Origin of the sequence: Arthrobacter sp. N199823 (genome assembly GCF_002929705.1) — a bacterium.
GTDB lineage: Bacteria > Actinomycetota > Actinomycetes > Actinomycetales > Micrococcaceae > Specibacter.
The window spans coordinates 36,128-62,273 of sequence record NZ_PJIN01000005.1; the positions used below are offsets into that span (position 1 = coordinate 36,128).

Annotated in this window: 17 protein-coding genes and 2 tRNA genes; 7 read left to right on the forward strand and 12 right to left on the reverse strand. The window is 62.2% G+C overall.

Translation table 11 applies throughout. The annotated features are described in order from the left end of the window. Positions 1–141: 141 nt before the first annotated feature. The 11 genes from CXQ93_RS12205 to CXQ93_RS12255 form a co-directional block, all read right to left on the reverse strand. A complete protein-coding gene (locus CXQ93_RS12205; protein ID WP_104110719.1) occupies positions 142–1,263 on the reverse strand; it encodes an ABC transporter ATP-binding protein in 1,122 nt (373 codons plus the stop codon). After that, positions 1,260–2,873 (reverse strand): iron ABC transporter permease, encoded by a 1,614-nt coding sequence (locus tag CXQ93_RS12210; protein WP_104110720.1) that lies wholly within the window; start codon positions 2,871–2,873, stop codon positions 1,260–1,262. The genes CXQ93_RS12205 and CXQ93_RS12210 overlap by 4 nt, the downstream gene beginning before the upstream one ends. Positions 2,874–2,878: 5 nt before the next feature. Further along, a complete protein-coding gene (locus CXQ93_RS12215; protein WP_104110721.1) occupies positions 2,879–3,943 on the reverse strand; it encodes an iron ABC transporter substrate-binding protein in 1,065 nt (354 codons plus the stop codon). Positions 3,944–4,090: 147 nt separating this feature from the next. Further along, the gene (locus CXQ93_RS12220) at positions 4,091–4,591 is read right to left on the reverse strand and encodes a hypothetical protein (protein ID WP_258068970.1); all 501 of its coding nucleotides are present in this window, start codon (positions 4,589–4,591) and stop codon (positions 4,091–4,093) included. Then, entirely contained in the window at positions 4,588–5,256 is a 669-nt protein-coding gene (locus CXQ93_RS12225) for a bacterial proteasome activator family protein (protein ID WP_104110723.1), read from the reverse strand. The genes CXQ93_RS12220 and CXQ93_RS12225 overlap by 4 nt, the downstream gene beginning before the upstream one ends. A 180-nt stretch (positions 5,257–5,436) precedes the next feature. Next, positions 5,437–5,637: a YbdD/YjiX family protein gene (locus CXQ93_RS12230; RefSeq protein ID WP_104110724.1), complete on the reverse strand. Its 201-nt coding sequence runs from the start codon at positions 5,635–5,637 to the stop codon at positions 5,437–5,439. A 2-nt stretch (positions 5,638–5,639) separates the two neighbouring features. Then, on the reverse strand, positions 5,640–7,907 hold the full coding sequence (locus tag CXQ93_RS12235; protein ID WP_104110725.1) for a carbon starvation CstA family protein: 2,268 nt from the start codon (positions 7,905–7,907) through the stop codon (positions 5,640–5,642). Positions 7,908–8,334: 427 nt separating this feature from the next. Beyond that, on the reverse strand, positions 8,335–11,298 hold the full coding sequence (locus tag CXQ93_RS12240) for an FtsX-like permease family protein (protein ID WP_104110726.1): 2,964 nt from the start codon (positions 11,296–11,298) through the stop codon (positions 8,335–8,337). Further along, positions 11,261–11,986, reverse strand: coding sequence for an ABC transporter ATP-binding protein (locus tag CXQ93_RS12245; protein ID WP_104110727.1), 726 nt, complete (start codon positions 11,984–11,986; stop codon positions 11,261–11,263). Before CXQ93_RS12245 ends, CXQ93_RS12240 begins: the two co-directional genes overlap by 38 nt. Continuing rightward, positions 11,983–12,624, reverse strand: coding sequence for a PadR family transcriptional regulator (locus tag CXQ93_RS12250; protein WP_104110728.1), 642 nt, complete (start codon positions 12,622–12,624; stop codon positions 11,983–11,985). Before CXQ93_RS12250 ends, CXQ93_RS12245 begins: the two co-directional genes overlap by 4 nt. Before the next feature lie 236 nt (positions 12,625–12,860). Continuing rightward, positions 12,861–13,844 (reverse strand): NAD(P)H-quinone oxidoreductase, encoded by a 984-nt coding sequence (locus tag CXQ93_RS12255; RefSeq protein ID WP_104110729.1) that lies wholly within the window; start codon positions 13,842–13,844, stop codon positions 12,861–12,863. Positions 13,845–13,940: 96 nt separating this feature from the next. On the opposite strand from CXQ93_RS12255, the gene CXQ93_RS12260 reads away from it, so the two are divergent. After that, positions 13,941–14,028: transfer RNA gene (locus tag CXQ93_RS12260), tRNA-Ser, on the forward strand. Between the two features lie 440 nt (positions 14,029–14,468). Continuing rightward, positions 14,469–19,358, forward strand: a complete 4,890-nt coding sequence (locus CXQ93_RS12265; protein WP_104110730.1) for an ExeM/NucH family extracellular endonuclease — start codon at positions 14,469–14,471, stop codon at positions 19,356–19,358. A 264-nt stretch (positions 19,359–19,622) separates the two neighbouring features. Here CXQ93_RS12265 and CXQ93_RS12270 read toward each other — a convergent pair whose 3' ends face one another. Continuing rightward, entirely contained in the window at positions 19,623–21,593 is a 1,971-nt protein-coding gene (locus tag CXQ93_RS12270; RefSeq protein WP_104110731.1) for an FAD/NAD(P)-binding domain-containing protein, read from the reverse strand. Positions 21,594–21,794: 201 nt separating this feature from the next. Between CXQ93_RS12270 and CXQ93_RS12275 the strand changes: the two genes are divergently transcribed. The 5 genes from CXQ93_RS12275 (at position 21,795) to CXQ93_RS12295 (ending at position 26,110) form a co-directional block, all read left to right on the forward strand. After that, positions 21,795–23,897 (forward strand): prolyl oligopeptidase family protein, encoded by a 2,103-nt coding sequence (locus CXQ93_RS12275; protein WP_104110732.1) that lies wholly within the window; start codon positions 21,795–21,797, stop codon positions 23,895–23,897. A gap of 125 nt (positions 23,898–24,022) precedes the next feature. Continuing rightward, positions 24,023–24,110, forward strand: a tRNA-Ser gene (locus CXQ93_RS12280). 113 nt (positions 24,111–24,223) lie between these two features. Further along, positions 24,224–24,895: a FadR/GntR family transcriptional regulator gene (locus tag CXQ93_RS12285; protein ID WP_104110733.1), complete on the forward strand. Its 672-nt coding sequence runs from the start codon at positions 24,224–24,226 to the stop codon at positions 24,893–24,895. Positions 24,896–25,013: 118 nt separating this feature from the next. Next, the gene (locus tag CXQ93_RS12290) at positions 25,014–25,376 is read left to right on the forward strand and encodes a PadR family transcriptional regulator (RefSeq protein WP_104110734.1); all 363 of its coding nucleotides are present in this window, start codon (positions 25,014–25,016) and stop codon (positions 25,374–25,376) included. Continuing rightward, positions 25,373–26,110: a hypothetical protein gene (locus CXQ93_RS12295; protein WP_104110735.1), complete on the forward strand. Its 738-nt coding sequence runs from the start codon at positions 25,373–25,375 to the stop codon at positions 26,108–26,110. The genes CXQ93_RS12290 and CXQ93_RS12295 overlap by 4 nt, the downstream gene beginning before the upstream one ends. Positions 26,111–26,146 lie beyond the last annotated feature (36 nt).

Consider the following 26,146-nt stretch of genomic DNA (forward strand, 5'->3'; position numbering starts at 1 on the left):
CCTGTTGTGGCTGGTAACGGCCTAGGTTGAATTCAAGGCACGACGCCGGGCACGGAACAGTTGAGTGCGTGGCTGGGCCCACACGCCCGAGGGGCCCACATACAGACACGCCAGCGGCTGCGCTTGGGGATGGCTTAGGGCTCAGTCCCAGGGGAAGACGACGCCCTCGCCCACCACTTTCAGTGAGAGTTCTGTGCCGGGGCGGGCCAGCATCGCGTTCCAATGCCTGATGGTGATGATTTCGCCGCCGACCGGCTGATGCGGATCAAGGGGGTGTTCGGCGTCGACCTTGATGGGGTTCAATTGGATGCGGACAGTGGTTTCAGGGCCAAAGTAATCAGTGTCGACCACGCGTCCGCGGATGGGTCCGCCGTCGGCAATGCGGATTTGCTCGGGGCGGAGCATCAGATGCACTTTGCCTTGAAGGGGCGGGCGGCGTACGGGGATTCCACCAAGCGAACAGAGCGCCAGGGAGCCTTCCAGCCATGCTTCGATGATCACGGCGTCACCCAGAAATTCTGCCGTGGCCCTGTCCGTCGGGCGGGTGTAGACCACGAACGGGCTGCCAATTTGGGCCAGCTTACCGTCACGCATGACGGCCACTTGGTCGGCGAAGCTGAGCGCCTCCGCTTGATCGTGCGTGACGAGAATGGTGGTTACCCCGGCCTGTTCCAATGTTTGGGAGACTGCGCGCCGGGTAGCGACGCGCAGGCCAGCATCCAGCGCGCTGAACGGCTCATCCAACAGCATCAGTTCCGGCTGGCGGGCCAGCGCCCGTGCCAGGGCCACACGTTGCTGCTGTCCACCGGAAAGCTGGTGCGGGCGGCGCTTGGCATAGGAGGCGTCCATCGAGACCATTTCCAGCAACTCCCCCACGCGCAGCGATGCGGCTTTACCTCGCAAGGACAATCCGAAGGCAATGTTGGCACCCACGTTCAAATGCGGAAATAGTGCACCATCCTGCGCCACGTACCCAACGCTGCGCTTGTGGGCAGGATTCCACTGGGACGGTCCAGCCACTTCTTTTCCACCGAGTGCAATCCGGCCAGAATCGGGCGCCGAAAACCCTGCAATGAGCCGCAGTAGCGTGGTTTTGCCGGAACCGGAGGGCCCCACAATGGCTGTGGTGCGACCTTGCATGACGTCCAAGTCCACGCCTTTGAGCACATCGGTTCCGCCAAAGCTCTTGTGCACATCACTGACCTGCAAATGCGCCGGGGCATCGGCTGCAGCGGGGCCGGACTGGGTAGGGTGAGTGGTCATTGGCCGGCCGCTTTCTTGGATTGCACGAACAGGAGGTAAGTCATGGGTGCTGAGAGCAGAATCATCAGCAAGGCGTAGGGGGCAGCGCCCATGTAGTCGATTTCGCTGCTCAGCGACCAAAACTGCGTGGCCAGCGTCCGGGTGCCGTTGGGGGCAAGCAACAGGGTTGCTGTCAGCTCATTGACAATTCCAAGGAACACAAGAGCGGCACCACCGGCCGCCGCCGGAGCCGAGAGCCGCAATGTCACGCGCAGGAACGCCACGAGGGGCGGTTTGCCTAGTGCCTGGGCGGCCTCATCGAGTTCATACGGCACCTGAGCCAGACCTGCCCGCAGGTTTACGAGTGCCCGCGGCATGAACAACAACGCGTAAGCGGCCACCAACACCAAGGAACTTTGGTAAATGGCGGGCACGTTGTGGACAGTAATTGTCACCAGCGCCAACGCCACTACAATGCCCGGCATGGAACTGGAAATGTAATTCACTGCTTCCAGAACCTTGCTGACGGGCCCGGCATGACGGACTACCAAATAGGCCAGAGGGAAGGCCAACACCGTTGTCAGCAAGGCGCCGGCCACGCCATAGCCCAACGTTTGCAGCAACGTTTGCAGCAGATCTGAGCGCTGCCAGATGGCGGCTCCCCCAGCAACCAGCCAGCGGCCCACATGCCACAGCGGAACACCCAGTGCCAGCACCGACACCGCAATCAGGAACAGCTGACTGGGACCTTGGAGGACGCCAAGTTTCAGGCGGTTGGGGCTTGCCTGCACGCCAGCACCAACCCGCGCATAACGGGCACTGCCGCGGGCCCTGGACTCGGCCAACAGGAGCATCAGGCAAAAGACCACTAGGACGCTGGCGAGCATATTCGCCGCTGCGCCGTTGAACGTGGACCGGAACTGGTCATAAATGGCGGTGGTGAAGGTGTCGAAGGCGATCATGGCGAACGCGCCGTATTCGGCCAACAGGTGCAAGGACACCAGCAGCGCCCCGCCAGCGGTTGCGAGGCGAAGCTGCGGCAACACCACACGGAAAAATACTCGTACAGGTCCAAGACCCAACGACGCTGCCGACTGTTCCAAGGCGGGGTCCAAGCGGCTCAGCACGGCCGCAACGGGAATGTACACCAGCGGAAAATAGGACAACACCGAGATCAGGACACCGCCAAAGATCCCGCCCAGAGACGGAATGGCACTGACCCAGGCATAACTGTTGACGAATGCCGGGATGGCCAGAGGCGCCGCCAGAAGTACTGCCCAAACCTTGTGGCCTGCAAGGCTGGTGCGCTCCACCAGCCACGCACCACCAACGCCAATCACCACACTCAGCGGCACGGTGATGAGCACCAACAACAGCGTATTGAACAGCAGTTCGCCAACACGAGGGCGGAACACCATTGCAACCGCGGTGTCCCAGCCGGTATTGACGGTAGCAACCACCACGAATCCCAGCGGCAGCAAGGAAAACGCGGCTATGACCAGGCAAAGCACGACGACGGGCCAGGGGCCGAGGTGTGAACCCCGGCCCCCAGCCTTCTTAGCCAAGCTGCGCTTGGCCAAGCTCTTGGCACCCAACTGAGGTGCCGGCGTCGTACGTTGTTGGGAAGTCATTGACGCTAGAGCAGACCTGCCTGCGTCATAAGATCGGTAACCTGCGCAGAGTTCAACTTGGCAGGATCGATCTTGGGGGCTTGCAGATCGGCCAGCGGCGTCAACTTCTCGTTGGCAGCAACGTCAGAGCCCACCGGGTACTCGAAGCTGGTCCCGGTCTGGAGAATGGTCTGGCCAGCCTTGCCAGTGACGAACTCAAGGAACTTCGCAGCGTTGTCCTGATGCGCACTGGAGGCCAAAACGCCACCGCCGGAGATGGAGACAAAAGCGCCCGGATCTTCATTCTTGAAGTAGTGCAGGGCCACGTTCTTGGAGTTCTCGCCGGTCTTGGCCTGATCGCCAAACCAGTAGTAGTGGTAGATGACAGCGCCTTCAACCTCGCCAGCGTTGACAGCCTTCATGGCGGTGCTGTTGCCCTTGTAGGCCTTGAAGTTTTCCTTCATGGACTTCAACCAGGACAGCGTTGCATCCTCACCCTCGAGCTCCAACATGGCTGAGACGATGGCCTGGAAGTCGGCACCTGACGGTGATGCGGCCCAGCGGCCCTTCCAGGCGGGATCGGCCAAGTCCATGAGGGATTTGGGCAGCTGCGCCTCGGTGAGCTTGGTCTTGTCATAGGCGAAGACTGTGCTTCGGGCGGCGATGCCGGCCCACTTGTTCGTGGAAGGACGGTATTCCGCCGGAACCTGTTCCTGCACCTTGGCGCTGGTGTCGGCGAAGAGGCCAGCGTTTTCAACCTGCGTCATGGCTGGGGAGTTTTCCGTCAGGAACACATCGGCCGGCGACTTGGCACCTTCTGCGATGATCTGATTGCTCAGCTCAAGGTCGCTGCCCTGGCGGAGGATGACCTTGATGCCGGTTTCCTTGGTGAACTCATCAACCCACGCCTGTGTGAGTGATTCATGCTGGGCGTTGTAGACGGTGATGTCGTCATTTGCGCCGCCGGATGCACCATTGCTCTCCGACGGTGTGGTGGAGCCGCTGCAGGCAGCAAGAGCAAGAATGGAGGCGCCGGCAATGGCGGTCAGAGTGCCTTTTCGCAACGTCTTCAGGGTGGACCAGGTCAACATGGGAGCCTTTCGGCAGTAGAAACAATTAGCGAAGATAAGTTGATCGTAATGGATCAAAGGGCACGCTAACCTTACTTTTCCCCAATTGTGATGCAGCTCACCATGTCATTAATGGCGTTTTGAGATTTTCCGTGCCCACGCTACAGATTACTGAGAAGTAGATGACGTTTTGTGCAGCAACTCTGCGGCGCGGTCTACCCGCTGGTGAACCAGATCCGCCTTGAGCTCCACGGCCTGGGTAGTGCCCACGCCCAGCCTCAGCAAGGCCAGAGACTCGGCCGTCGCCGCCAGTGCATTGCCAGCCCTGGAGAGTTCCCGGTGCACGTCATTGAGGTATCCGCCCGTTCCCGTAGGGATTTCCATCCCCTCGCTGGGGCCGGCCTCCTGCGCTTCCACGGCGAGGCCGCGCACCACTGGCAGCAGGTCAGCTAGCCGGTCTGCCAGCCGCACCATGGCGTCATAGTTTTCGGCGGCCATCTCTGTGCCCGGCGCTTCCGCTTCTGCGAGCCCTTCAAGCATTTGATGGAAACGGTCCAGTCCGCGGCGGAAACGGTCATGGGCTCGACGCCACACGCCCTTGCCGAGTTCGGCGTCGTCGCGCTTGGCCTGCCGACTGGCACTAAAAAGCCCCTTGAGCATGCCGCTCATAGGTACTGTCCCGGGCTGCCGGATTCGACCCCGCCAGACATGGAGCCAGGCCCATCGCCGGGCACTGCTCGCGGCCCATCTGAGCCCACCGGCGCGCGCTGCGGCTCACCGTTAGGGCCCACCACCACGCCCGGGGCAATGACGGTTCCGGGCGGCAGTTGATGCAAGGCCAGCCGGGATGCCGTCTGCTGATTCGCCATTGCCTGTGCTGCCAGCGCAGTTTGGATGCCGTGAAACAGGCCCTCCAACCAGCCCACCAGTTGAGCCTGGGCGATGCGCAACTCGGCGTCCGAAGGAGCTTTTGTCTCCGAAAACGGCAGGCTCAGGCGGTGCAGTTCCGCCACGAGTTCAGGAGCCAACCCGTCTTCCAGCTCGGCGATCGATGCTTGGTGAATTTCCGCGAGGCGAGCCCGTGCAGCGTCATCGAGCGGTGCACTCTTCACCTCGTCTAGGAGCTGTTTGATCATGGTGCCAATCCGCATGACCTTCGCTGGCTGGTCCACCATGGACGCCACATTGGCCGACTTCTTAGTGGGTGCAGGCTCTTCCGACTCGTTCAGCGAAGTCCCCTGCTGCCCCGGAGCTTCCAGCCCGTCCAGAACACCGTCCACAACCTTGTCCTCGGCCGCATTGTCAGGGGCCGGGATCTGCGCCTTTTCACTCATAACGCCAGTCTCTCATGTGCCCGCAGCTTCCGTCCCGATCACTGTTACGGCCAGTGTCATTGATATGCCTACACAGTCGTGACAGCCCTGGCCTGCGGAGGCCTGTCCCGAGCTTAAATGAACGACGGCGGGTGAGCTCACCCGCCGTCGTACTTGGCTTTAAAACACTTCCAGCAAAAACTAGCAGCAGCGACCTTCTGGATTAGCGTCCTGGCGGTCAGTCTTATCTCGCCAGAACTCCTTGACCGTCATAGGCTCGGTGGCACAGGCGGTGGCCTGGTGGTGCTCCAGATACCGATCATAGGAATCCTCGCCGAGGACACCCTTGAGGTACTTGCTCACCGCCATCAGGCTGCGGCCGGCACTGCGCAACACGTCCATGATTAGTGCCCGGACCGTGCTGCTTGTTTGCCGGATTCGGCCCATTCCTTCACGAGTGCCTTCTCGGCGGCGTTGGGGAGAACCGAGGCCGGGGCGAAGATACGTGACGCCACGGCCGGGTCTTCCTTGCTGGGTCCGCCGCCGGCCTTGATGGCTCGGATCGTGACAAGGATGGCTGTCGCTATGACGATCAGGGACAGCACCACGAAGATGATGGACAGGGTTCCCTGGACGAAGGTATTGCGAACCACAGCCTCCATGGCCTCAACCGTCTTGGCCGAGCCGAAGCTGGTTTTGCCGTCCGCCAGCGCCGCCTTGAACGCGTTGTGCTGAGCCCAGTAGCCCACGGCCGGGACGGTGGAGAAGATCTTCTGGAAGGAGGCAACCACTGTCACCACGGTGACAAAAGCGAGCGGCAATGCCACCATCCACAGGTACTTCACGTGCGTGCTCTTGGAAACGATCACGAGGCAGACAGCCAGCGCAATGGCGGCCAGTAGCTGGTTGGCGATACCGAAGAGCGGGAACAAGGTGTTGATGCCACCCAGCGGATCGGTGACGCCCATAATGAGGATCGCTCCCCACCCGGCCACCATGATGCCCGTGGTGATCCACGAGCCCGCGCGCCATGAGGTGTCCTTGAATTTCGGCACAAAGTTACCGATGGAATCCTGCAACATGAAGCGCGCAACGCGAGTTCCGGCGTCGACCGCGGTGAGGATGAACAGGGCTTCGAACATGATGGCGAAGTGGTACCAGAAGCTCATCATTGCTTGGCCGCCGGCCACCTGCTGCATGATGTGAGCCAGACCCACGGCGAGCGTGGGGGCACCGCCGGTGCGCGAGACGATGGACTCTTCGCCGACGTCGGCCGCGGTTTGGGCCAGCAGCGCAGGATCAACGTGCACGCCAGTCAGGCCCAGCGAGTTCACGAACGCCGCAGCACCTTCAATGGTGCCGCCGGTGGCTGCACCAGAGGAGTTCATGGCGAAGTAGATGCCGCGGTCAATGGACAGCGCCGCGACGAGCGCCATGATGGCCACGAAGGACTCCATGAGCATGCCGCCGTAACCAATGTAGCGAGCCTGGCGTTCCTTTTCGATCAGCTTGGGCGTGGTGCCGGAGGCGATCAAGGCGTGGAATCCGGACAGTGCACCACAGGCGATGGTGACAAACAGGAACGGGAACAGTGCGCCGGAAAAGACCGGGCCATCGCTGCGGCCTGCAAATTCGCTGAATGCGGGGACGTTGATTTCCGGACGGACCAGCACGATGGAACCGGCCAGCATCACAATGGTGCCGATCTTCATGAACGTGGAGAGGTAATCGCGCGGGGCCAGGAGGAGCCAGACCGGCAGGATCGCGGCAATGAACCCGTAAACGATGATGCACCAGGCGAGCGTGGTGCGGTCCAGATGGAATGTGGCGGCGCCCCATTCGGTGGCAGCGACCATGCCGCCACCAACAATGGCCGCGAGCAGCAATACGACGCCGATCAGGGACACTTCCATGACCTTGCCCGGACGCAGGTACCGCAGGTACACGCCCATGAACAGTGCGATCGGGATGGTCATGGAGACTGAGAAGACGCCCCACGGGGATTCGCCCAAAGCGTTGACAACCACCAAGGCCAGGATGGCGACGATGATGATCATGATCAGCAGGGTGGCGATCAGGGCGGCGGTGCCACCAATGACGCCCAGCTCTTCGCGAGCCATCTGGCCCAGTGAACGGCCGCCTCGGCGCATGGAGAAGTGGAGGACCAAGTAATCCTGGACCGCACCGGCAAGAACGACGCCGACGATGATCCAGATAGTGCCGGGCAGGTAACCCATTTGGGCTGCAAGGATGGGGCCCACGAGGGGGCCAGCGCCGGCAATGGCGGCAAAGTGGTGTCCAAAAAGGACGTTGCGGTCGGTAGGGACGAAGTCCTTGCCGTCGGCCTTATATTCAGCCGGGGTGGCGCGCTTGTCATTGGGCTTGACGAGAAACTTCTCGATGACTTTGGAGTAGAAGCGGTAGGCAATCAAATAGGTGCATACTGCGGCGAAAACGAACCAAATGGCGTTGACTGATTCACCGCGAACCACTGCCAACATGACCCAAGCAACGCCACCCAACAGCGCAATGGCTGCCCAAATGGCGATCTTGATAGGAGTCCACTTATGAGCCTCTGCCTCTTCTTCGAGGTTGACGGCTACGGGTGGCAGATCCGGATCCTGGACTAAAACATCGGCTGGTTGATCAGCCTTGCTCGATGGCACACTCATGTTATTCCCTACGCTAAAACTTCAGTTACGGCCTTTTGAGGGTAGGCACAGGCTATGGGTCACCGTCCCAATGTGGCGTCAATCATGCTCCTCAAGCGACGAGTGGTAGTGAATCAGCGACGAGTGACAGGCGAGCGGCACACGGCAGGGTGTTGGCCTAACTGCAGGAGCGTTGGGGGAAAAGCTGCAATACCTGGTATCTGCGGGAGCGTTGCTAGTGCGGAGCACCTCCCACCGACGCTCCCTCAGCGATTGGGGTTTAACCCGTTACGCTCCCTCAGCGATTGGGGTTGCCACGGAAATACTCTCGCAAAAAGTGGCAGAGCGTCCGGAAAACGCCCCAAAAGGTGATGGAGCGTCGGCCCAAAAGCCCCGAGAGGTGAGGGAGCGTCGGGTCAAAAGCCCCGAAAGGTGAGGGAGCGTCGGGTCAGACCAGGGTTTGGCGCCTCGTCATGGGGAGCTTGCCCTTCGTGAACACCCAGGCTGCAGCCGCGCCGAAGAGCGGCACCAGGATAGCCAACGCCCCTAGTTGCAACCACGGGATCACGATGGGATACCCGCGCTGTTGCGAGAGCACCACGATGGTGGGGATGGCACCAGCGATGACGCCCAGCAGTGTTCCCAACAATGCTGTCATCAAGGTTTGGGACCCGGAGATGGCTTTGCGCAATTTAGTGTCCGCACCGACGCTGGCCAAGGTAGCGTGGTCGTTGCGGCCGTCGGCGAGCGCCAGACCTGCCGTAATCCCGGCCGCGCTGAGCGTGATGAGTGCCCCGCCAATCACAATGAACCAGAGCATAGTGGCGATATTGGTGGGCGGGCCCGGCTCAAAGTAGATGTAGCCATATTCGCCCAGGATGGGCGCCATTGCCGACTGTAGCTGGTCTTGCTCAGCGCCGGTCAGGGCTTTGGGGGCCGTGACCAGCAGCGCTTGGTCGCTAACGGGGAGCTTCATTGTTGCGGCGGCCTCCGGCGACAGCACACCAAAGTAGGCCAGGGCCTTCTCCGGGGCATCCACCACTGCGGGCAGGCTGTGCGAGGTGAGCGGTGTCAGTTGCTGGCGCATGTACTGCGTGGTCGGATTGCTTGGATCGTACCCACCCCAATTCTCTTGGGCGCTGGGATCGTAGCTGATGACCTTAGCCGTGCCGTCCGCTTGCAGGTACACCTTGTTGCTGAGCACCATACCTCCGGCTGCCAGGGCCTCCTTGGCTTCTGCGCTTGGCTCGCGGTCCAACAGAGCTGCCAGTTCGACTTCGCCGCCCACTACGAAGATGGGAAAGTTCATGCCGAAGTTGGAATTCGCCATGGCCCCAGTGCAGCGCCAGTCGCCAAGGTCCTTGGGTTTCCAGTCCAACGCGAGTTCGCAGCGGTTCTCCACGGGCTCTGCCACCGCCCACACAGGGCACACCGCGGGGTTGGCTATTTCCGCACCATTGTTTTCCGTCTGCTGCTGTTGCAGGTCCAGATCACATTGGCTGGTTCGGGGCATGCCCCGAACCAGCTGGGTGGTGATGCCGGGGCCCAGCGTGTCCTTCAGTAGCTCAGTGGCTGCGACGGGATCGACGGTGACAAGTTCAGGCGTTTCACTCCGCATGCCGCCGCCACCCACGTCGACATAGTTGTAGTCAACTGTCTCCAGCTGTAACGCTGCCTGATTCAGGTTGGCCTGCCACTGGTGATTGTCGCTGGAGTCCTGCATGGTGCTGGCCGTACCCACCATGAGTGCACCGGAAAGCGTGGCCGCGGCCAGCACTGCAGCCACGGCGGGTACGGTGCGGCCCCTATTGCGTGCCGAATCCCTCGCGGCCAGACGTAACGGAACAGGCAGCCAACCGGTCTTCTTTGTGAGTAGCTCAATGAGTCGCCCGGTCATGAAGATGAAGGAGAACACCAGTGCCACGGCACCGGCAATAACCAGTCCTGCCAGCCAGGGCGCCCACAAGTACTGGCTCTCATTGCCACGTAGGGCAATCGTGGCCGCGCTGGAAGCAGCCATGCAGACTGCCGCCAGGATGAGCAGTCCCAAGCCGATACGGGTGCTCCACTTGGATGGGGTGTTTGCCGTGCGCCCTGATTTCAGGGCAGAAAGCGTGGCTTGCTTGGCCACGGCCTGCGCGGGAACCATGGCGGCCATCAGACCTGCTGCGACGCCCAACAGAATCAGTCCCAGGGCCGGCAACCACATTATGTGCAGCCCCGTGAAGAAGGCAAGCCCCTGGGACCGCACCACCAGCACCACGATGGCAGCGCCAACACTGCCCAAGATGGCTCCAATGGCTCCGCCAGCCAGTCCCAGCCACAAGCCGCTGGCCGTCACCGTGGCGCGGACCATGGAGCTTTCGGCGCCGGATGCCGCCAACAGGGCGAGGTCGCGCTGCTGCTTCCTGGCTCCGACGGCAAACGCGGCACCGGCCAAGAGGCCCACTTCCAAGAGGGCGAGTACGCCTATGAGCCCGCCCATGAGCAGCTTCTGAACGATGGTGGAATTGCGCCAGTCGTTCTGAAGCAGCTCGGCATCTGCACCCAGTTCTGCCTTGTTTGGCGGGTCTAGAATCAGGCTGCGCGAAGTCAGCATGACGCCCTGGGCATTGAAGGCCTTGGCGTCGGCCCAGCGCAGCGACTTGTCCCCCACTAAATAGAGCGTGGTCGGACCCAAACCTTGGGCAACAGCCTCAGGAAGTTGTTCCTTTTCCAGGAACAGGTAGGCCTCCCCGTCTCCCTGGTTCTCGGGGCGGATGGTGCCGGTGATGGCAAAGGTGCCGGCCGACGTCGTCAATTCATCGCCAAGGGCCAGGTCAAAGCGGTCTAGGAGTCCACGTGTTGCCAGTGCCTGATTGGTTGTGGCGGGAGCAGCACCGTCGAGCAGCGTGTATTTTCCCTTGAAGACGGGGTTCAGCACGTCCGTGACGGTAGTGGAAAGTTCAACTTGCGCCTTGCCCACGGGGGTACGGAGCGTGGTGGACTGCCAGGGGACGCCCGTGAAGCCCGCGGGAATGGCGTTGGCCGGGGCGGTGGGCTCAAAGCGGGGATCGGGCTCGGCTGTGGATCCCATGCCGCCGTAGCCAACATCGCCGCCCACGGCTTGGACGGTAACGGCATTCTGCGCATGCAGGTCCGCAAGCCGGCCCTGCGTCTGGCCCAGCTCCATGGCGACGGATTCCGCCGGCGTGGCCTGCGTGCTCATGCCCGCGGTGGCTGCGAAGGACATGGCGAAAATGGGCAGCGCAATGAGCGCCACAATGAGTGCCGAGCGGCCCCTGTGGCGGCGAATGTCGCGCCACGCCATTTTCAGCGCCACCCGCAGCCGGTGCTGCCCGCCGCCCTTGACGGGGCTCAGGTCAAGGCCCACCTCAGTGGCCCATTCCGGCGAGCAGGACGGCGGGGTCATGCTGCGAGGCGGCCTCGTCCACGATCCGCCCGTCCTTCAGGAACACCACGCGATCGGCCCAGCCTGCGTGACGGGCCTCGTGGGTGACCATGACGACGGCGGCTCCGGCCTCGGCACGGTTGCGCAGCACCTCGAGGATGCCGTCACCGGTTGCAGAGTCCAACGCGCCCGTGGGCTCATCGGCCAGGATCAGGCGGCGTTGGCCCACGATGGCGCGGGCAATGGCCACGCGCTGTTGCTGGCCGCCGGACATTTGGTCCATGAAACGGTCGGCAAGGTCTTCGATGCCGACCAGGCGCAGGGCGTCCTTGGCCTGGCGCTTGGCCTTACGGGCAGGGGTCCCGTCCAGTTCGCGCGGCAGTGCCACGTTTTCCGAGGCTGTCAGTGTGGGGACCAGGTTGAAGTCCTGGAACACGTAGCCCACGGCACGGCGGCGCAGGCGGGCCAGCTCATTGATGCTTAGCCCGCCCAGCGGGGTGCCCTCGACGAACACCTCGCCGCTGGTGGCTTTGTCGAGCCCGCCGGCCAGCGTGAGCAGCGACGATTTGCCCGAGCCGGAGGGGCCCATGACGGCCACAAATTCGCCAGCACTGATGGTCAGATTAACATTGCGCAATGCGGCAACGGACATGGCGCCTTCGCCGTACGTGCGGCTGACGCTGGCGAGTTGCAAGATTTCGTTACTCATTTGCTGACCGCCTGGTCCGCCGGGGCAAACTTCTGGGATGGGGCGGCGACTGGCGCGGTAGTCATGCTTTTGGCAGCCGTTGCCGCTCGCTTGGCCATCCAGCCTTCGCAGTGGTCCAGCCACCGCAGCTCGGCCTCCGTGGTGAAAATCAGGGAATCCAACACCAGCAGCCACGCCGCGTCATTGGCGTCCCCGGCGCCGGGGTCACCGTTTAGTTGGGTGCCGGCGTTCGTTGCCGCGGCTCTGCGCTGGCGTGTGTAGTCCTGCAGCAGCTTCATCGAGGCCGAACGTTGAGCCTGCACGACGGCGGAGACGTCAACATCCGCGAGGGTCAGGGCCAAAGCCAATTTGATGGCCAGCTCATTGCGGGGCGGATTCGTCGCGGCAACAGGCTGGGCGAACCAGCTCATCACCTCGGCGCGCCCGGCGTCGGTGATGCTGTAGATCAGGTGACCTTCGCCGTCGTCCCCGTCTTTTTCCACCAGCGAATCCCGCTCCAAGCGGTCAAGGGTGGTGTAAACCTGTCCAATATTCAGCGGCCAGGTGGAGCCGGTGCGCTCCTCAAACTCGCCGCGCAGCTGATAGCCGTAGCGTGGGCTTTCCTGCAACAAGGCCAATAGCGAATGTTTGATGGACATGGAGCGCTCCTTCAACTTGGCGCGAAGGCCCCCAATGAACCATCGCGACAACGGCATACATACCGCGTATGGCAAATATAGCTACTGAGTATGGTGGTCGCAAGCCAATTGCGGAAAGTGGCTCAAAATGACGAAAACCCTGATTCTGATGACACGCCCAAAACACATGAGGGAGCGTCGGCCAAAATACCCCAAACGCTGATGCAGCGTCCGGTGGATGGTGGAGGGACCTGTGCCTAGAGCGTCAGTAGCACCTTGCCGACATGCGCGCCCGAATCAAAGTATTCATGCGCGGCGGCGACTTGCTCCAGCGGGAACGTCTTGTCCACCATGGGCTTGATAGCGCCACTGGCAATCAGGGGCCAGACGTGCTCGCGCACGCCTTCCATGATGGCGGTCTTTTCCTCAACCGGCCGGGCACGCAGCGTGGTGCCAATAATGGCCGCGCGTTTGGTGAGCAGCGCACCCAAGTTCAGTTCCGCCGTCGCACCTCCCTGTAAGCCAATGACCACTAAACGGCCATAGGTAGCCAAGGCAGCCACATTGCGGGCCAGATATTTGGCGCCGACGACGTCGAGAATCACGTTTGCGCCTTGACCCTCGGTAAATTCATTGACGCGATCCCCGAAGTCTTCGGTGCGGTAATTGACGGCCGCGTCGGCTCCGAGGTAGCTGGTGAGCATGGCGACCTTCTCGTCGCTGCCGGCCGTGGCAATAACTCGTGCACCGGCCGCCTTGGCGAGCTGGATGGCCATAGCCCCAATGCCGCCGGCGCCGCCGTGAATGAGCACCGTCTCGCCGGGCTGCAACTGCGCTGTCATGAACAGATTCGAGTGAACCGTGGCAGCAACCTCAGGTAGCCCTGCGGCGGAAATCACATCAATTCCGTCTGGCAATGGCAGCACCTGACCCGCCGGAACACACACCTGAGCCGCATAACCGCCTCCTGTGAGCAAGGCCACAACTTTCTGGCCAACGCTGAACGGCTTAGTCACGTTCGTGCCAAAAGCGGCAATCCGACCCGACACTTCCAAGCCCAAAATAGGAGAGGCTCCGGGTGGCGGCGGGTAGAAACCACGGCGCTGCTGCACGTCAGCGCGGTTGATTCCCGCGGCAATCACGTCAATAAGCACCTCACCCGGGCCCGGCTGCGGCGCAGGGACCTCGGATATGACCAGAACCTCCGGCCCGCCGGTTCCCGTTGTAACAATCGCCTTCATAACCTTCTCCATTGCCGTTTTCACCCTGCGAATCTTCAAGAGGGCCGCCACTCATTTTGGTGGCATGGCCCTGCCTATGAAACACTACTAGGGTAAGGAAGGTTGTCCGAGCGGCCGATGGAGCTGGTCTTGAAAACCAGTGTGCGGTAACCCCGTACCGCGAGTTCGAATCTCGCACCTTCCGCGCTAGAAGAGGGAAGTAATCTCATCACGAGATTGCTTCCCTCTTGCGTTTCCCGGGCTTTCCGGCTTCCAGGTAGCCTGGCGTGGCCAAACTGTGGCGGCGGAATGAATTCCAGTGCCGCGCAGCGACCTCCGACGTGGACTTCCAGTCCCGCGGCCGTCGAATGCCCTCTCCACGGACAAAAGCACTAATTCGAACAGTGACGCAGCCCACATGAGGCCCTTGTGAACGTAATGGAACATTTTCCAAAGTCACTGAACAGGGCCTGTGAGTTTACTTGACCGACTCGACCCGTTCATGAATGATTCACATCTATGCGCTTGGCTCAATAGCGTTCCCTTATTTCTGTCCGTGGAGTGCCTTGTGCCGTTCTCGGAGCAGCTTACGGGCGATCATCACTCAAGGCACAACGGCGTGCCACCCTTTCGAGAGTTGGAGACATGACGAGCAACAACTTCTACAAGGCAGGACTCGGGGCCGCCTTGGCCCTTGGGCTCGCCGTTGCACCGCTGGCGATCTCGCCCGCGCTGGCCAACGACGGACCCAACCCGACAGAAACCACGGCCGCTGCAAGCACTGAAGTAGCCGTAGATCAAAGCCCGACGGCGGATCCCTCACCGGATCTCGCAGCGACATCCTCCGCAGATACACCACCGGCCACTGTCCCTGCAGATGCCGCTTTGAAAGCAGCACCTGCTGCTCCTCTGGCAGCCGCTCCGGCACCGGCGAACGTCATCATCAACGAGGCCTATGTCAACGGCGGCAGCGCTAACGCCACCTACAAGAATAAGTTTGTGGAGTTGTACAACCCCACAGCTGCGGACATCAACCTCACCGGCTGGTCACTGCAGTACCGCTCCGCGACCGGCGCGGTTGCACCTACGGGCGTGACGACGCTTTCCGGAACCATCAAGGCCAACGACTACTACTTGGTCAAGGGCAACTCCAACGGTGACACAGGCCTTGAATTACCTGCCACCGACACGGATTCCAGCGGCTTTTCTTTTGCTGGCGGTGGCGGCACGCTCATCCTCTCTGACCAGGCCGCCAAGCTGCCGGCAAACTTGGCCACGGGCTCGCTCACTGGCACGGCCGGTGTCGTTGACCTTCTGGGTTACGGCACCTCCAACACTTTTGAGACAGCCGTGTCCTCGGCCGCTTCCGTCACCAGCTCCCTGAACCGCAGCAACTTCGCGGACACAGACAACAACTCTGCAGACTTCACCACTGCTGCTCCCACCCCCACCGGCACCAAGGGCGCAGGCGAGCCCCCGGCACCGCCGGAAGATGCCGGTACCAAGACCATCGCGGAGATCCAGGGTGAGGGTGCCAAGAGCCCCCTCGAAGGGTCCACCGTGACCACCAAGGGCAAGGTCACCGCGGCCTACCCCACCGGCGGATTTAACGGCTACTTTATCCAGACCCCCGGGACCGGTGGCGATCTGGACATGGCAACTCACAAAGCCTCCGATGGCATCTTCGTCTACTCACCGGCGACCGTGGACAGCGTCAAGATTGGCGATTACGTTCAGGTCAAGGGACTCGTCAAGGAATTTGGCGGCGCCACCGGCAGTACCACTACCGAGATCGACGTCGCCGCAGGTGGAATGACCAAACTGGACGAGGCCGCGGTAGAGGTCAAGGCCGCCGTCGTCAGCGTTCCGGCAGCCTCGGCAGCCCGCGAAACGCTTGAAGGCATGCTCGTTGCCCCGCAGGGCAAATTCACCATCACTGACAACTACTCGCTGAACAACTATGGCGAGGTTGGCCTGGCCGTTGGCGAGAAGACGCTGGTGCAGCCCACCGCCGTGGGCAAGATTGGCTCCGCCGCGCACACCGCCCAGGTGGCTGAGAATGCAGCAAAGGGCATCAAGCTCGACGACGGCGCCAGCACCAACTTCCTCAACGCCGCCGGATCCTCCGTGCCGCTGCCGTGGCTGAGCGCCGCCACCCCGATGCGGCTGGGGTCCACGTCCGAATTTATTGCACCCGTCATTTTTGACGACCGCAACAACGCCTACAAGTTCCAGCCGTTGGAGGCACTCACGCCCACCAACGCAGGCACCGTGCAGCCAATAGCTTTCGGCAACAACCGTGTCGCAGCACCCAAGAATGTGGGTGGCAGCCTGAAAGTTGCCTCGTTCAACGTGCAGAACTACTTCACGCAGACCGGCGACATGAACAACTCCTGCCAGTTCTACAACGACCGCGAGGGCAACCCGATCGCCGTGCGAACAGGCTGTGACCAGCGCGGGGCTGCTAACGCCGAGAACCTCAAGCGTCAGCAGGACAAGATCGTGGCAGGCATCAACGCCTCCGGTGCCGACGTCCTCTCGCTGGAGGAAGTGGAGAACTCCGCCAAGTTCGGCAAGGACCGCGACGCAGCACTGGCCACCCTGGTGGCAGCGCTCAACGTTGGCGCCCCCGGGACCTGGGACTATGTCCGCTCCCCCGAGGCACGTCCCGCCATTGCCGTTGAAGACGTGATCCGCACGGCGTACATCTTCAAGAAGAAGGTGGCCGCACCTGTGGGCGATTCAGTCATCTTGGATGACCCCGCCTTTACAGGTATTGCTCGCCAGCCGTTGGCGCAGTCGTTCAAGGTGGCCGGAACTCCGGACTCCACCAAGGTGCTGTTGATCGTCAACCACTTCAAGTCCAAGGGCTCGGCCGCAACGCCGGGCGACACCGATCAGGGGCAGGGCAACTCGAACTTGGCCCGCACGGCCCAGGCCAAGGCGCTGGTCAAGTTCTCAACGGAGCAGCAGGCAGCGCAGGGCACCGACAAGGTGCTGCTCATGGGCGACTTCAACGCTTACACCTATGAAGACCCCATGATCGTCATGACCGACGCCGGCTATGTGGATCAGGGCGCCAAGACCGGCAAGCACTCCTACGCGTTCGGCGGACTGGTCGGTTCCTTGGACCATATTTTGGCCTCGCCCGCCGCGGAGTCCATGGTCAGCGGTGCTGACATTTGGAACATCAACTCGGCCGAGTCCATTGCCATGGGCTACAGCCGCTACAACTACAACGTCACGAACTTCTACGACGCCTCCGCCTTCTCAGCTTCCGACCACGACCCTGTGGTGGTCGGACTGAACTTGGATGTGGCCCCCGAGAACACCAAGGAGGTCAACCTCCTGAACATCAATGATTTCCACGGCCGCATCGACGCCAATACGGTGAAGTTTGCCGGCACGGTGGAACAGCTCCGTGGCGCCTCGGGCGCTGGCAAGACAGCGTTCCTGTCCGCAGGCGACAACATCGGCGCCAGTCTGTTCGCCTCGGCGTCCCAGGACGACCAGCCCACCATTGAGGTGCTGAACGCGCTGGAACTGCAGGCGTCCGCCGTCGGAAACCATGAATTCGACAAGGGCTTTGCCGATCTGGACGGCCGAGTCATTGACGCAGCCAACTGGGACTACCTCGGTGCCAACGTGTACAACAAGGGCACCACTACCCCGGCGCTCGATGAATACAAGATCATCACGGTCAACGGTGTGAAGGTGGCCATCATCGGCGCCATCACTCAAGAGACCCCAACCCTCGTCACCCCGTCCGGCATCTCCATGCTGGACTTCGGTGATCCCGTTGAGGCAGTCAACCGCGTGGCCAAGAAGATCACCGACGGCAAGCTCGCCGATGTCATCGTGGCCGAATACCACGAGGGCGCAGGCGCAGGTACACCCGATGGCGCTACCTTCGAGCAGGAGGTTGCCGCCGAGGGCGCGTTCCAAGAGATCGTGACGAAGACCAGCGCCTCGGTCGACGCCATCTTCACCGGCCACACGCACAAGCAGTATGCCTGGGATGCACCCATCCCGGGCGTTGCCGCAAACGCTGCGCTCAAGACACGCCCCATTCTGCAAACCGGAAGCTACGGCGAGAATGTTGGCCAGATCCAGTTGTTCGTGGACAGCACAACGCACGAGGTGACCGCTTACAGCCAGCGCAACGTCCAGCGCACCACCGCTGACGATGCCGCGCTCGTGGCCAAGTTCCCCCGCGTGGCCGAGGTCAAGACGATCACCGACAAGGCTCTGGCTGATGCCAAGGTTGCCGGCAGCGTTCCCGTGGGCAAGATCTCCGCTGACATCACCACGGCGCAAACCTTCAACGAGGAAACCGGCACGTTTGTCCGTGACGACCGCGCCAGCGAATCCACACTGGGCAACCTGGTGGGCAACGCTCTCTTGGATGCACTCAAGTCGGATCAGACAGGCGGAGCCGAGATCGGCGTCGTCAATCCCGGTGGCCTCCGCGCAGATCTGTTGTACAAGAACGAAGGGTTCGACGACGGTGTGGTCAGCTACGCCGCCGCCAATGCGGTCCTGCCGTTCGTGAACAACCTGTGGACAACCTCCCTCACAGGTGCACAGCTCAAGACCATGCTGGAGCAGCAGTGGCAGACTAACGCTGACGGCACTATCCCCAGCCGCCCGTTCCTGAATCTGGGCCTGTCCAACAACGTGGACTACACCTACGATTCCTCCCGTGCACTCGGCGATCACATCACCTCTGTGGTCATCAACGGCGCACCCTTGGATCTGGCCCGCTCCTACCGCGTGGGCACGTTCAGCTTCCTGGCAACGGGCGGCGATAACTTCCGCGTCTTCACCGAGGGATCCAACACCAAGGATTCCGGTCTCATTGACCGCGACGCCTGGATCACCTACCTCGGAGAGAAGTCCAAGGCTGCCCCGATCGCACCCGATTTCTCTCGCCGCGGCGTGGACGTCGTGGATGCACCGGCTGCTGTGACGGAGGGCCAGAAGGTCACCATGAAGCTCAGCAAGCTTGATCTGACTTCACTAGGCACCCCCGAATCCACCACGGTGACCGTCCGCTACGAACCTTCGGGCAGCGGCGGCGGCACAGGATTCGCGGTCATGGCGGCCGTAGTTCTGCCGTCCGAACTGGGTACTTTCCCCGTCGCCGACGGAGCTGCGACACTGAGCTTCACGGTGCCGGAGCAGCTCAACGCTGGACGCTTCACTATCACCACCGACGGCGGAACTTACGCCCGTCTGCCGATCACCATCCCGGTGACGGCCGACTCAGGCACCCCGACACCGACGGATTCAGCGTCACCGACGGATACAAGTACGCCGAGTCCCACTGGAACCAGCACGACGCCGGGTACCTCACCGTCCGCTTCGTCGACTCCGGGTGCCGGTAACGGCTCAGGCAACGGTGCCGGTAGCGGCGCAGGTGACCTCCCCAACACGGGAGCCACCGTGCTTCCGCTCGGTTTGGGCGCTTTGGTTCTGCTCGGAGCAGGTGTTGGCGTCGCCATGGCTAACCGCCGCAAGGCAGCCAAGCACTAGCAACTAGCCGCTGACCGCTAGTCACTGACCCGCAGCAGGCGGCGAAAACCACAGAAATTCCCGTGGTTCTCGCCGTTTGCTGCGGGTCAGCTGCGTTATGCGGTGCCGAGAAGACATACGGGGGTAGTTATTACCATTCGCCACCGGCCTACCGCGCGCGAATGGTAATAACTACCCCCGGAGTGCCGAGGAGGGCGGCATACCGCGCGCGAATGGTAATAACTACCCCCGGCGCACCGAACGAGGCAACGCCAGCCGGAAGCCTCAGTCGAGGATGGCTGCGGCGATCGCGTCGGCGTCCAAGACGGTGCGGTAACCGCTGCGGTACTTGGCGGAAGCCTCGGCCGCGATAGCTGTGCCCCACTGGGTTGAGGACAGCTGCAATCCCAAAACATACAGCCCCTCAACAGGCACACCGACCCCATCCACGGGACGGTAGGGCGGCGCAGTGACGTCCAAACCGCTAGTGACCACGGGTCCGCCGTCGGACGCCATCATCATGCGGGGCCTGACAATACCGTCGGCCAACAGGTTTTGCAGCAAGGGGGACGTACTGTTTTGCGCGTTGTTCGAGGGAGCCAGCGCCTCGATCAGGTGGCGCGCTTCCCACGGGATATCGGCCACCCAGGGAGAGCTGGCGGTGAATACCCCGTGCTGGACTCGGAACACCGGATCCGGCCCCGTGAAGTGAACCACCCCGGCCCGCACCAGCGCGGCCAGCTGTTCCACCCGGATTGCCGGCGGACCGCTGGCCAACCCCTCGACGAAGCCTTCAAACCAGCCACGCAACTCGCCCAGCCACGACGCCTGAGTGATGCCGCGGTCAGCCACAAGCGATTTCACAATGGCCCGTCCGGCATTCAGCGCACCAATAGCCATCTTGACCGGATCATCTTCGCCGAGCGCGGAGCCGGCAGCGTCCGCCACCAGGTACTCCAGCACGGCGGCGTCCAGCTGTTCGTGGGTGGCAAAGTGCCTGCCCGCACTCGGCAGTCCCCCTCGGTCGGCGAGGCCGGCATCACTGGCCTTTTGCCCAGCGAGAGGGCGGGCCAGCCCTGGCAAGTCCAGCACATGGCCGTGCCGCACGTGCCGCCCCAGCAACTCCGCGAGCTCCTGCTCCCAGGCCGGGGATCCGCCGTCGAGCCCGGTATGCAGCATGGCATCAAGCTCAGGCAACAGCTCGGGGGTGACTAGCTCGGGGCTGGTCCGGGCCAGGGTGGTGTAATACGCCCAGATTGTATCGCGGTGCAGCAGCGGCCAAATATCGTGGTCAAAACCGGCCGTGGCACCCATGGCACGAATGGCGGCCACAGCATCCTCACCCAGGAATCGCAGCGTGATCGATTGCGGGTAGTACGCGGTCAGTTCGGCCTTGGCCCGGTACGGCGTCCCACGTCTGGAAGCGCCCACGATTACCGGCTCACGCCCCGATTCCACATACCGCAGCGACTCCCCCGGCGGCCGTCCGGTGTCCTCAAAACGCCCGCCGCGGCCCTCGGTCAGCTGGCCCAGCACATCAAAAAAGTTCAACCCCATGCCACGCACCAGGACGGTTTCTCCAGCGGGCAGCTGATCCCAGTCCACATCGTTGGGCACGGCCGGGGGCAGATACGTCAACCCGTGCTGGCGGGCGTCATCGCGCAGCCCGCGCTGGGCCGGACTCAGCTTCGACTCCACATGCCCCAGCGCCAGCACCACCTGATCCGCGCGCAGCGTGCCACCGTCAAGGAGTACGACGTCGAACCCGCCTTGGGTGCGATCCCGCACCACTCGCTTCGCCTCAGTGACGTGATTGACCAGGGTTACTCCGGCTGGCAAGTTGTTGCGCAGCTGCTCAAAGCACCAGCTCAGATACCGGCCGTAGATGGCGCGGCTGGGGAAATTATTCTCCGCCAGACCTTCTAATTCCTGCCGATCACCCTCGCTGAGTCCAGACCAAGGGGTGTCCAGCTGGACCGCGCGCCACTGGTTGAACGTGCAACCGGCCACGGGCGCAGCGTCCACGCCCTGGTCAGGAATCAGTGTTGGAAAAAAGCTCTGGGTGTTCATCAGGTACAGGCGCGATTGCTCCGTGCGCCAAACATGGCCAGCCCCCGGGGCGAAGGGGTCAATGAGGTGGATGTGCAGCTCTCCACCCTCGCTTTGGGCCCGGCGCGCCAACAGCCGTTCCACCACGGAAGTCCCACGGGGCCCCGCCCCCACAATTGCCACCGTCTGTACGCCCAAAGATTCCACTCCTTGAGCTTAACTGATGGTGCCTAACCGGTGGTCTGACGTTGGCTGGCCACAGGTTCGCCACGGACCTGCCGCGAGCCTTCCATAGAACGGCCGCGAAATCCCCTGCGCGGGCGCATGGTTTGTAGCTAACCGTGCGCAGCTCCAAGAGTGGCGCACGGTTAACTCGCAACCACGCGCAGCTTCAACGAGGATGATCCCATGACTGAAGCTGCCCCGAGCCCCACACGTGCCCACGAACCTGCCGACGAATTTCTGTGGTTGGAAGACATCCACGGCGAAGACGCCATGAACTGGGTCCGTGAGCACAATGCCAGCACCGACGCCGCCTTGGTGAACCCCGCCTATTCGGCATTGGAGGCACGGGTGCTTGAGGTGCTGGATTCCGCGGACAGGATCCCGATGGTGTCCAAGCGCGGCGACTGGTACTACAACTTCTGGCGCGACGAGGCCAACCCGCGCGGGCTGTGGCGACGGACCAGCTGGGAAAGCTACCTCAGCGATGCACCCGAGTGGGACGTGCTGCTCGATGTTGATGCGCTGAGCTCCGCCGAGGATGCCCAGTGGTTGTGGGCAGGAGCCGCATTCCTACGGCCGGCTCCCGGGGAGGAATACCGCCATGCCATGGTGGCGCTCTCGCCCGATGGCGGAGATGCTGTGGCCTACCGGGAATTCGACCTTGCCACACGCACGTTTGTGGCTGGCGGGTTCGAGCTTCCGGCCGCCAAGACCCGGCTCAGTTGGGTGGATGCAGACACCCTTTATGTGGGCACCGATACCGGCGCAGACTCCATGACAGCGTCTTCCTACCCGGCCGCTGCACGCGTGCTGCGGCGCGGGGAATCTCTGGCCCAGCTGGCCGCGAAGGAACCGTTGTTCGCCGTCCCGCTGGACCACCTCAGCGGCGGCGTCTCCCACAGCAGCACCCCGGGCTTCGAGCGGGACCTCGCTTACGACGCTTTGGACTTCTACAACAGCCGCAGCTACCTGCGCGTGGACGAAGACTGGGTGCACATCGACGTCCCGGATGACATGTCCGTTTCCCTGCACCACGAGTGGTTGCTCCTGCGCCCGCGCACCGATTGGAACGTTTCCGGCACTGTGTATGGCGCCGGGACCCTGCTGGCCATTGAGCTTGACGCCTTCATGGCCGGCAGCCGTTCGCTGATCACCATATATGCCCCCTCGGCGGCGCAGTCATTGCAGTCGTGGAGTTGGACCCGCGATTTCCTGCTGCTGAACCTGCTCTCCGATGTCTCCTCCAAGATCCTGGTACTGGACCCGGCTGCGGACTGGGCTGCCTCGGAACTGGACGCCTGCCCGCCCTTACATTCGGTGGATGCCTTTGCCGTGGATGACGAAGATCCCGACGCCGGCAACGACTACTGGCTTGTGGCCTCCGGATTCCTCACCCCCACCACCGTGCTGCGCGGCACCCTCACCCCGCGCGGCACCCCGGGTGCGGCTGCGGCGCTGGTCCGGGAGGCGCCGTCGTTCTTCACGGCGGAGAACTACTGCGTGGAGCAGCATTTTGCCACCTCCGCCGACGGCACCCGCGTGCCCTACTTCCAGGTGGGCCCCAAGGATCTGAAGCTCGACGGCGCAAACCCCACCTTGCTCAGTGGTTACGGCGGCTTTGAGGTGTCGCTGACGCCCACTTACAGCGGCTCGGTGGGGCGCACCTGGCTCGAGCGCGGCGGCGTTTACGTGGTGGCAAACATCCGCGGCGGCGGCGAATACGGTCCCAGCTGGCATACGGCCGCGCTCCAGGAAAACCGGCACCGCGCATATGAGGACTTCGCCGCTGTGGCCCGCGATCTGTCGGCGCGAGGCGTGGCCGACCCTACTCATCTGGGGTGCACAGGCGGTAGCAACGGCGGGCTGTTGGTGGGCAATATGCTCACGCAGTATCCGGAATTGTTCGGGGCAATTTCCTGTGGCGTGCCGCTACTGGATATGCGCCGGTATACAAAGCTGTCAGCAGGCGCATCGTGGATGGCCGAGTATGGCGACCCGGATGTCCCGGAGCAGTGGGACTTCATCAAGAACTTTTCGCCGTACCACCTGCTCCGTGCCGGGGTTAAGTATCCTGCCACGTTCATTTGGACGGCAACCTCGGATGACCGGGTGGGTCCTGTGCAGGCACGCAAGATGGCGGCACAGATGGAATCCATGGGAATCCCTGTTTGGTTCCACGAGGCGTTGGAGGGTGGTCATGCCGGTGCCGGAAACAATGAACAGGCGGCCAGACTGCATGCGGCCTCGCATGAATTCCTCTGGCGGGCGCTCAACGGGCAGCTGTAGATTCCTGTGAGAACGTCTCGGCGCGCAGTGATTTTGCCCTGACCCCGGCACTCGTTTTGCATTGTGGGCCCTCTACTGGGTAAAGTTTGGGATGCTGGTTAGGGGCTTCTACCTTAGCCAGTGCTGGAGACGTGCCAGAGCGGCCGAATGGGCTTCACTGCTAATGAAGTGTGGGGCACAACTCCACCGGGAGTTCAAATCTCCCCGTCTCCGCAGAACAAAAATGCACTCCTTGATTTATCGAGGGGTGCATTTTTGCGTTCTGGCGCAGCTGCTGAACAGGTCTACATCCCGCATCATAAACATCCGACCATTAGACTTGCACCATGGCTGTAACTGATGAAGCAATCACCAAGATCAAAGACATGATCATCTCCGGGAAGCTGTCGGCCGGTGATCGCCTGCCCCCGGAGAAGGAACTCAGCGAGAAGCTGGGCCTTTCCCGCAGCTCTCTCCGAGAAGCCGTCAAAGCCTTGGAGATCATTCGCGTCCTGGACGTGCGCCGAGGCGACGGCACGTACGTGACCAGCCTCGAGCCCCAACTCCTCAGCGAGGCCATGACATTTATTGTGGACCTACATCAGGACAAATCCATCCTGGACATCTTTGCCGTCCGGCGCATCCTGGAACCTGCCGCTGCCGCGATAGCTGCTACCCGCATCACACCGGAGCAAATTACAGCCTTGCGGGCCACCATGGAGAACATCAACGACGAAACGAGCGTCGAGTCGCTGGTTGATCACGATCTAGTGTTCCACGAGCTCATCACTGCCGCCGCCGATAACTCCTACCTGGCCAGCGTCCTGAACGCCCTTTCCAGCAGCACCGTGCGGGCCCGCATTTGGCGCGGCCTGACACAGGAAAAGGCTGTGGACCGCACGCTCGCCGAGCACACCGCCATCATTGAAGCATTGGAACGCGGCGACGCCGATCTGGCCAAGTCACTGTTGACAGTGCACATCAGCGGCGTGGAGCACTGGCTCCGACAGGCGCTGTAACCTTCTAGCCCCGCAGCACCTAGCCAGCAGCAAATGCCCGCCCGCCCTGATGACAGGGCCGGCGGGATTTTTCTTTAACAAGCTTGCCACGCTAACTAGTTAGACATACTATCTAGCTATGAGTTCATTCATCGAAGAACCGTGGCCGGGCGACTGGAATCGCGCCTCACTGGGCCTCTGCGCGCTGCAGGCCTTGACGGGCGGGCCCAGTTACGGATACGCCATCATCACCGCTTTTGAGGACGCCGGACTGGGCACCATCAAGGGCGGCACGCTCTACCCGCTGCTGACCCGTTTCGAGACGGCCGGCTGGGTCGAGGTTGAATGGCGCGCCGGCGAGAGCGGTCCTGGCAGAAAATACTTCGCCCTCACCGCCGCAGGCCGCACCGAGCTGGATCGCCAGCGCAAACAATGGCACACCTTCACTACCCGTACGACGGCGTTTCTCGCCACCGCACCCGATCGAGGAGTTTTGCAATGAGCAAGGAAGTAACGACGAACGCGGTACCCCGCAAAAAATGGTTGGACGAGCTCACCTTGGAACTGCGCTTGAACGACTTCTCCGGAACGGCCGTCGGCGATGCGCTGGCCACCGTTGAGGAATTTCTGGCCGATTCCGGCCAAGAACCCCTGGAGGCCTTTGGTACGCCCCGCGAATACGCCAGCGAGCTGGCAGCCGAATCACCCAAAAAAGCCAAGGAGAGCTTGCGTGGCATCGTCATGTTAGGGGTCACCTCACTCGTGGTGTTCCTACTCTTCTCTTCAGCTTTAACCCCTTGGTCGCAGGGCGAACAGTTGCTCATTGGCGGCGTCCAAATGGCCTGCACGGGGCTGGCCGCCGTGCTGATCTTGCTGCTGCCCTTGTACCTGTCATTCATGGTCCGAAACTTCTGGACCTTGCTGACCATCCCCCTTGTTGGCGGAGCACTCGGGATACTCCCTGCGATCTTCGCACCCAAGGTGGCAACCGATGCGCTCTTGGTGCTGTCCGCCGGTCCTGTGCTGCTGACTACTGCCACCCTCCTGATCGCACTCTCCGTTGTGGGCACCGTCATGACATTGCGTACGGATACCGACTCCATCACGAGCCCGCTGGAGCCCGCCCCGGCCATGACGGTGAAGGCCCGCTACTTCGAGATCCTCACACAGTGGCTGTTCCCCGTCTTGGCCGTCCTGCTGTTCGGATTCACAGCACTGATCCAGTCCCTAGCCTGACCTCACCAGCCCTGGGTGGCTGCTGATGCACCAGGC

Excerpts from the sequence above, each read along its gene's own strand:
- CXQ93_RS12220 (WP_258068970.1), bottom strand. The coding sequence starts at position 4,591 with ATGAGCGGCATGCTCAAGGGGCTTTTTAGTGCCAGTCGGCAGGCCAAG.
- CXQ93_RS12215 (WP_104110721.1), bottom strand. The coding sequence starts at position 3,943 with ATGTTGACCTGGTCCACCCTGAAGACGTTGCGAAAAGGCACTCTGACC.
- CXQ93_RS12225 (WP_104110723.1), bottom strand. The coding sequence starts at position 5,256 with ATGAGTGAAAAGGCGCAGATCCCGGCCCCTGACAATGCGGCCGAGGAC.
- CXQ93_RS12210 (WP_104110720.1), bottom strand. The coding sequence starts at position 2,873 with ATGACTTCCCAACAACGTACGACGCCGGCACCTCAGTTGGGTGCCAAG.
- CXQ93_RS12265 (WP_104110730.1), top strand. The coding sequence starts at position 14,469 with ATGACGAGCAACAACTTCTACAAGGCAGGACTCGGGGCCGCCTTGGCC.
- CXQ93_RS12295 (WP_104110735.1), top strand. The coding sequence starts at position 25,373 with ATGAGCAAGGAAGTAACGACGAACGCGGTACCCCGCAAAAAATGGTTG.
- CXQ93_RS12290 (WP_104110734.1), top strand. The coding sequence starts at position 25,014 with ATGAGTTCATTCATCGAAGAACCGTGGCCGGGCGACTGGAATCGCGCC.
- CXQ93_RS12285 (WP_104110733.1), top strand. The coding sequence starts at position 24,224 with ATGGCTGTAACTGATGAAGCAATCACCAAGATCAAAGACATGATCATC.
- CXQ93_RS12230 (WP_104110724.1), bottom strand. The coding sequence starts at position 5,637 with ATGGACGTGTTGCGCAGTGCCGGCCGCAGCCTGATGGCGGTGAGCAAG.
- CXQ93_RS12250 (WP_104110728.1), bottom strand. The coding sequence starts at position 12,624 with ATGTCCATCAAACATTCGCTATTGGCCTTGTTGCAGGAAAGCCCACGC.
- CXQ93_RS12245 (WP_104110727.1), bottom strand. The coding sequence starts at position 11,986 with ATGAGTAACGAAATCTTGCAACTCGCCAGCGTCAGCCGCACGTACGGC.
- CXQ93_RS12235 (WP_104110725.1), bottom strand. The coding sequence starts at position 7,907 with ATGAGTGTGCCATCGAGCAAGGCTGATCAACCAGCCGATGTTTTAGTC.
- CXQ93_RS12240 (WP_104110726.1), bottom strand. The coding sequence starts at position 11,298 with ATGACCCCGCCGTCCTGCTCGCCGGAATGGGCCACTGAGGTGGGCCTT.
- CXQ93_RS12275 (WP_104110732.1), top strand. The coding sequence starts at position 21,795 with ATGACTGAAGCTGCCCCGAGCCCCACACGTGCCCACGAACCTGCCGAC.
- CXQ93_RS12255 (WP_104110729.1), bottom strand. The coding sequence starts at position 13,844 with ATGAAGGCGATTGTTACAACGGGAACCGGCGGGCCGGAGGTTCTGGTC.
- CXQ93_RS12205 (WP_104110719.1), bottom strand. The coding sequence starts at position 1,263 with ATGACCACTCACCCTACCCAGTCCGGCCCCGCTGCAGCCGATGCCCCG.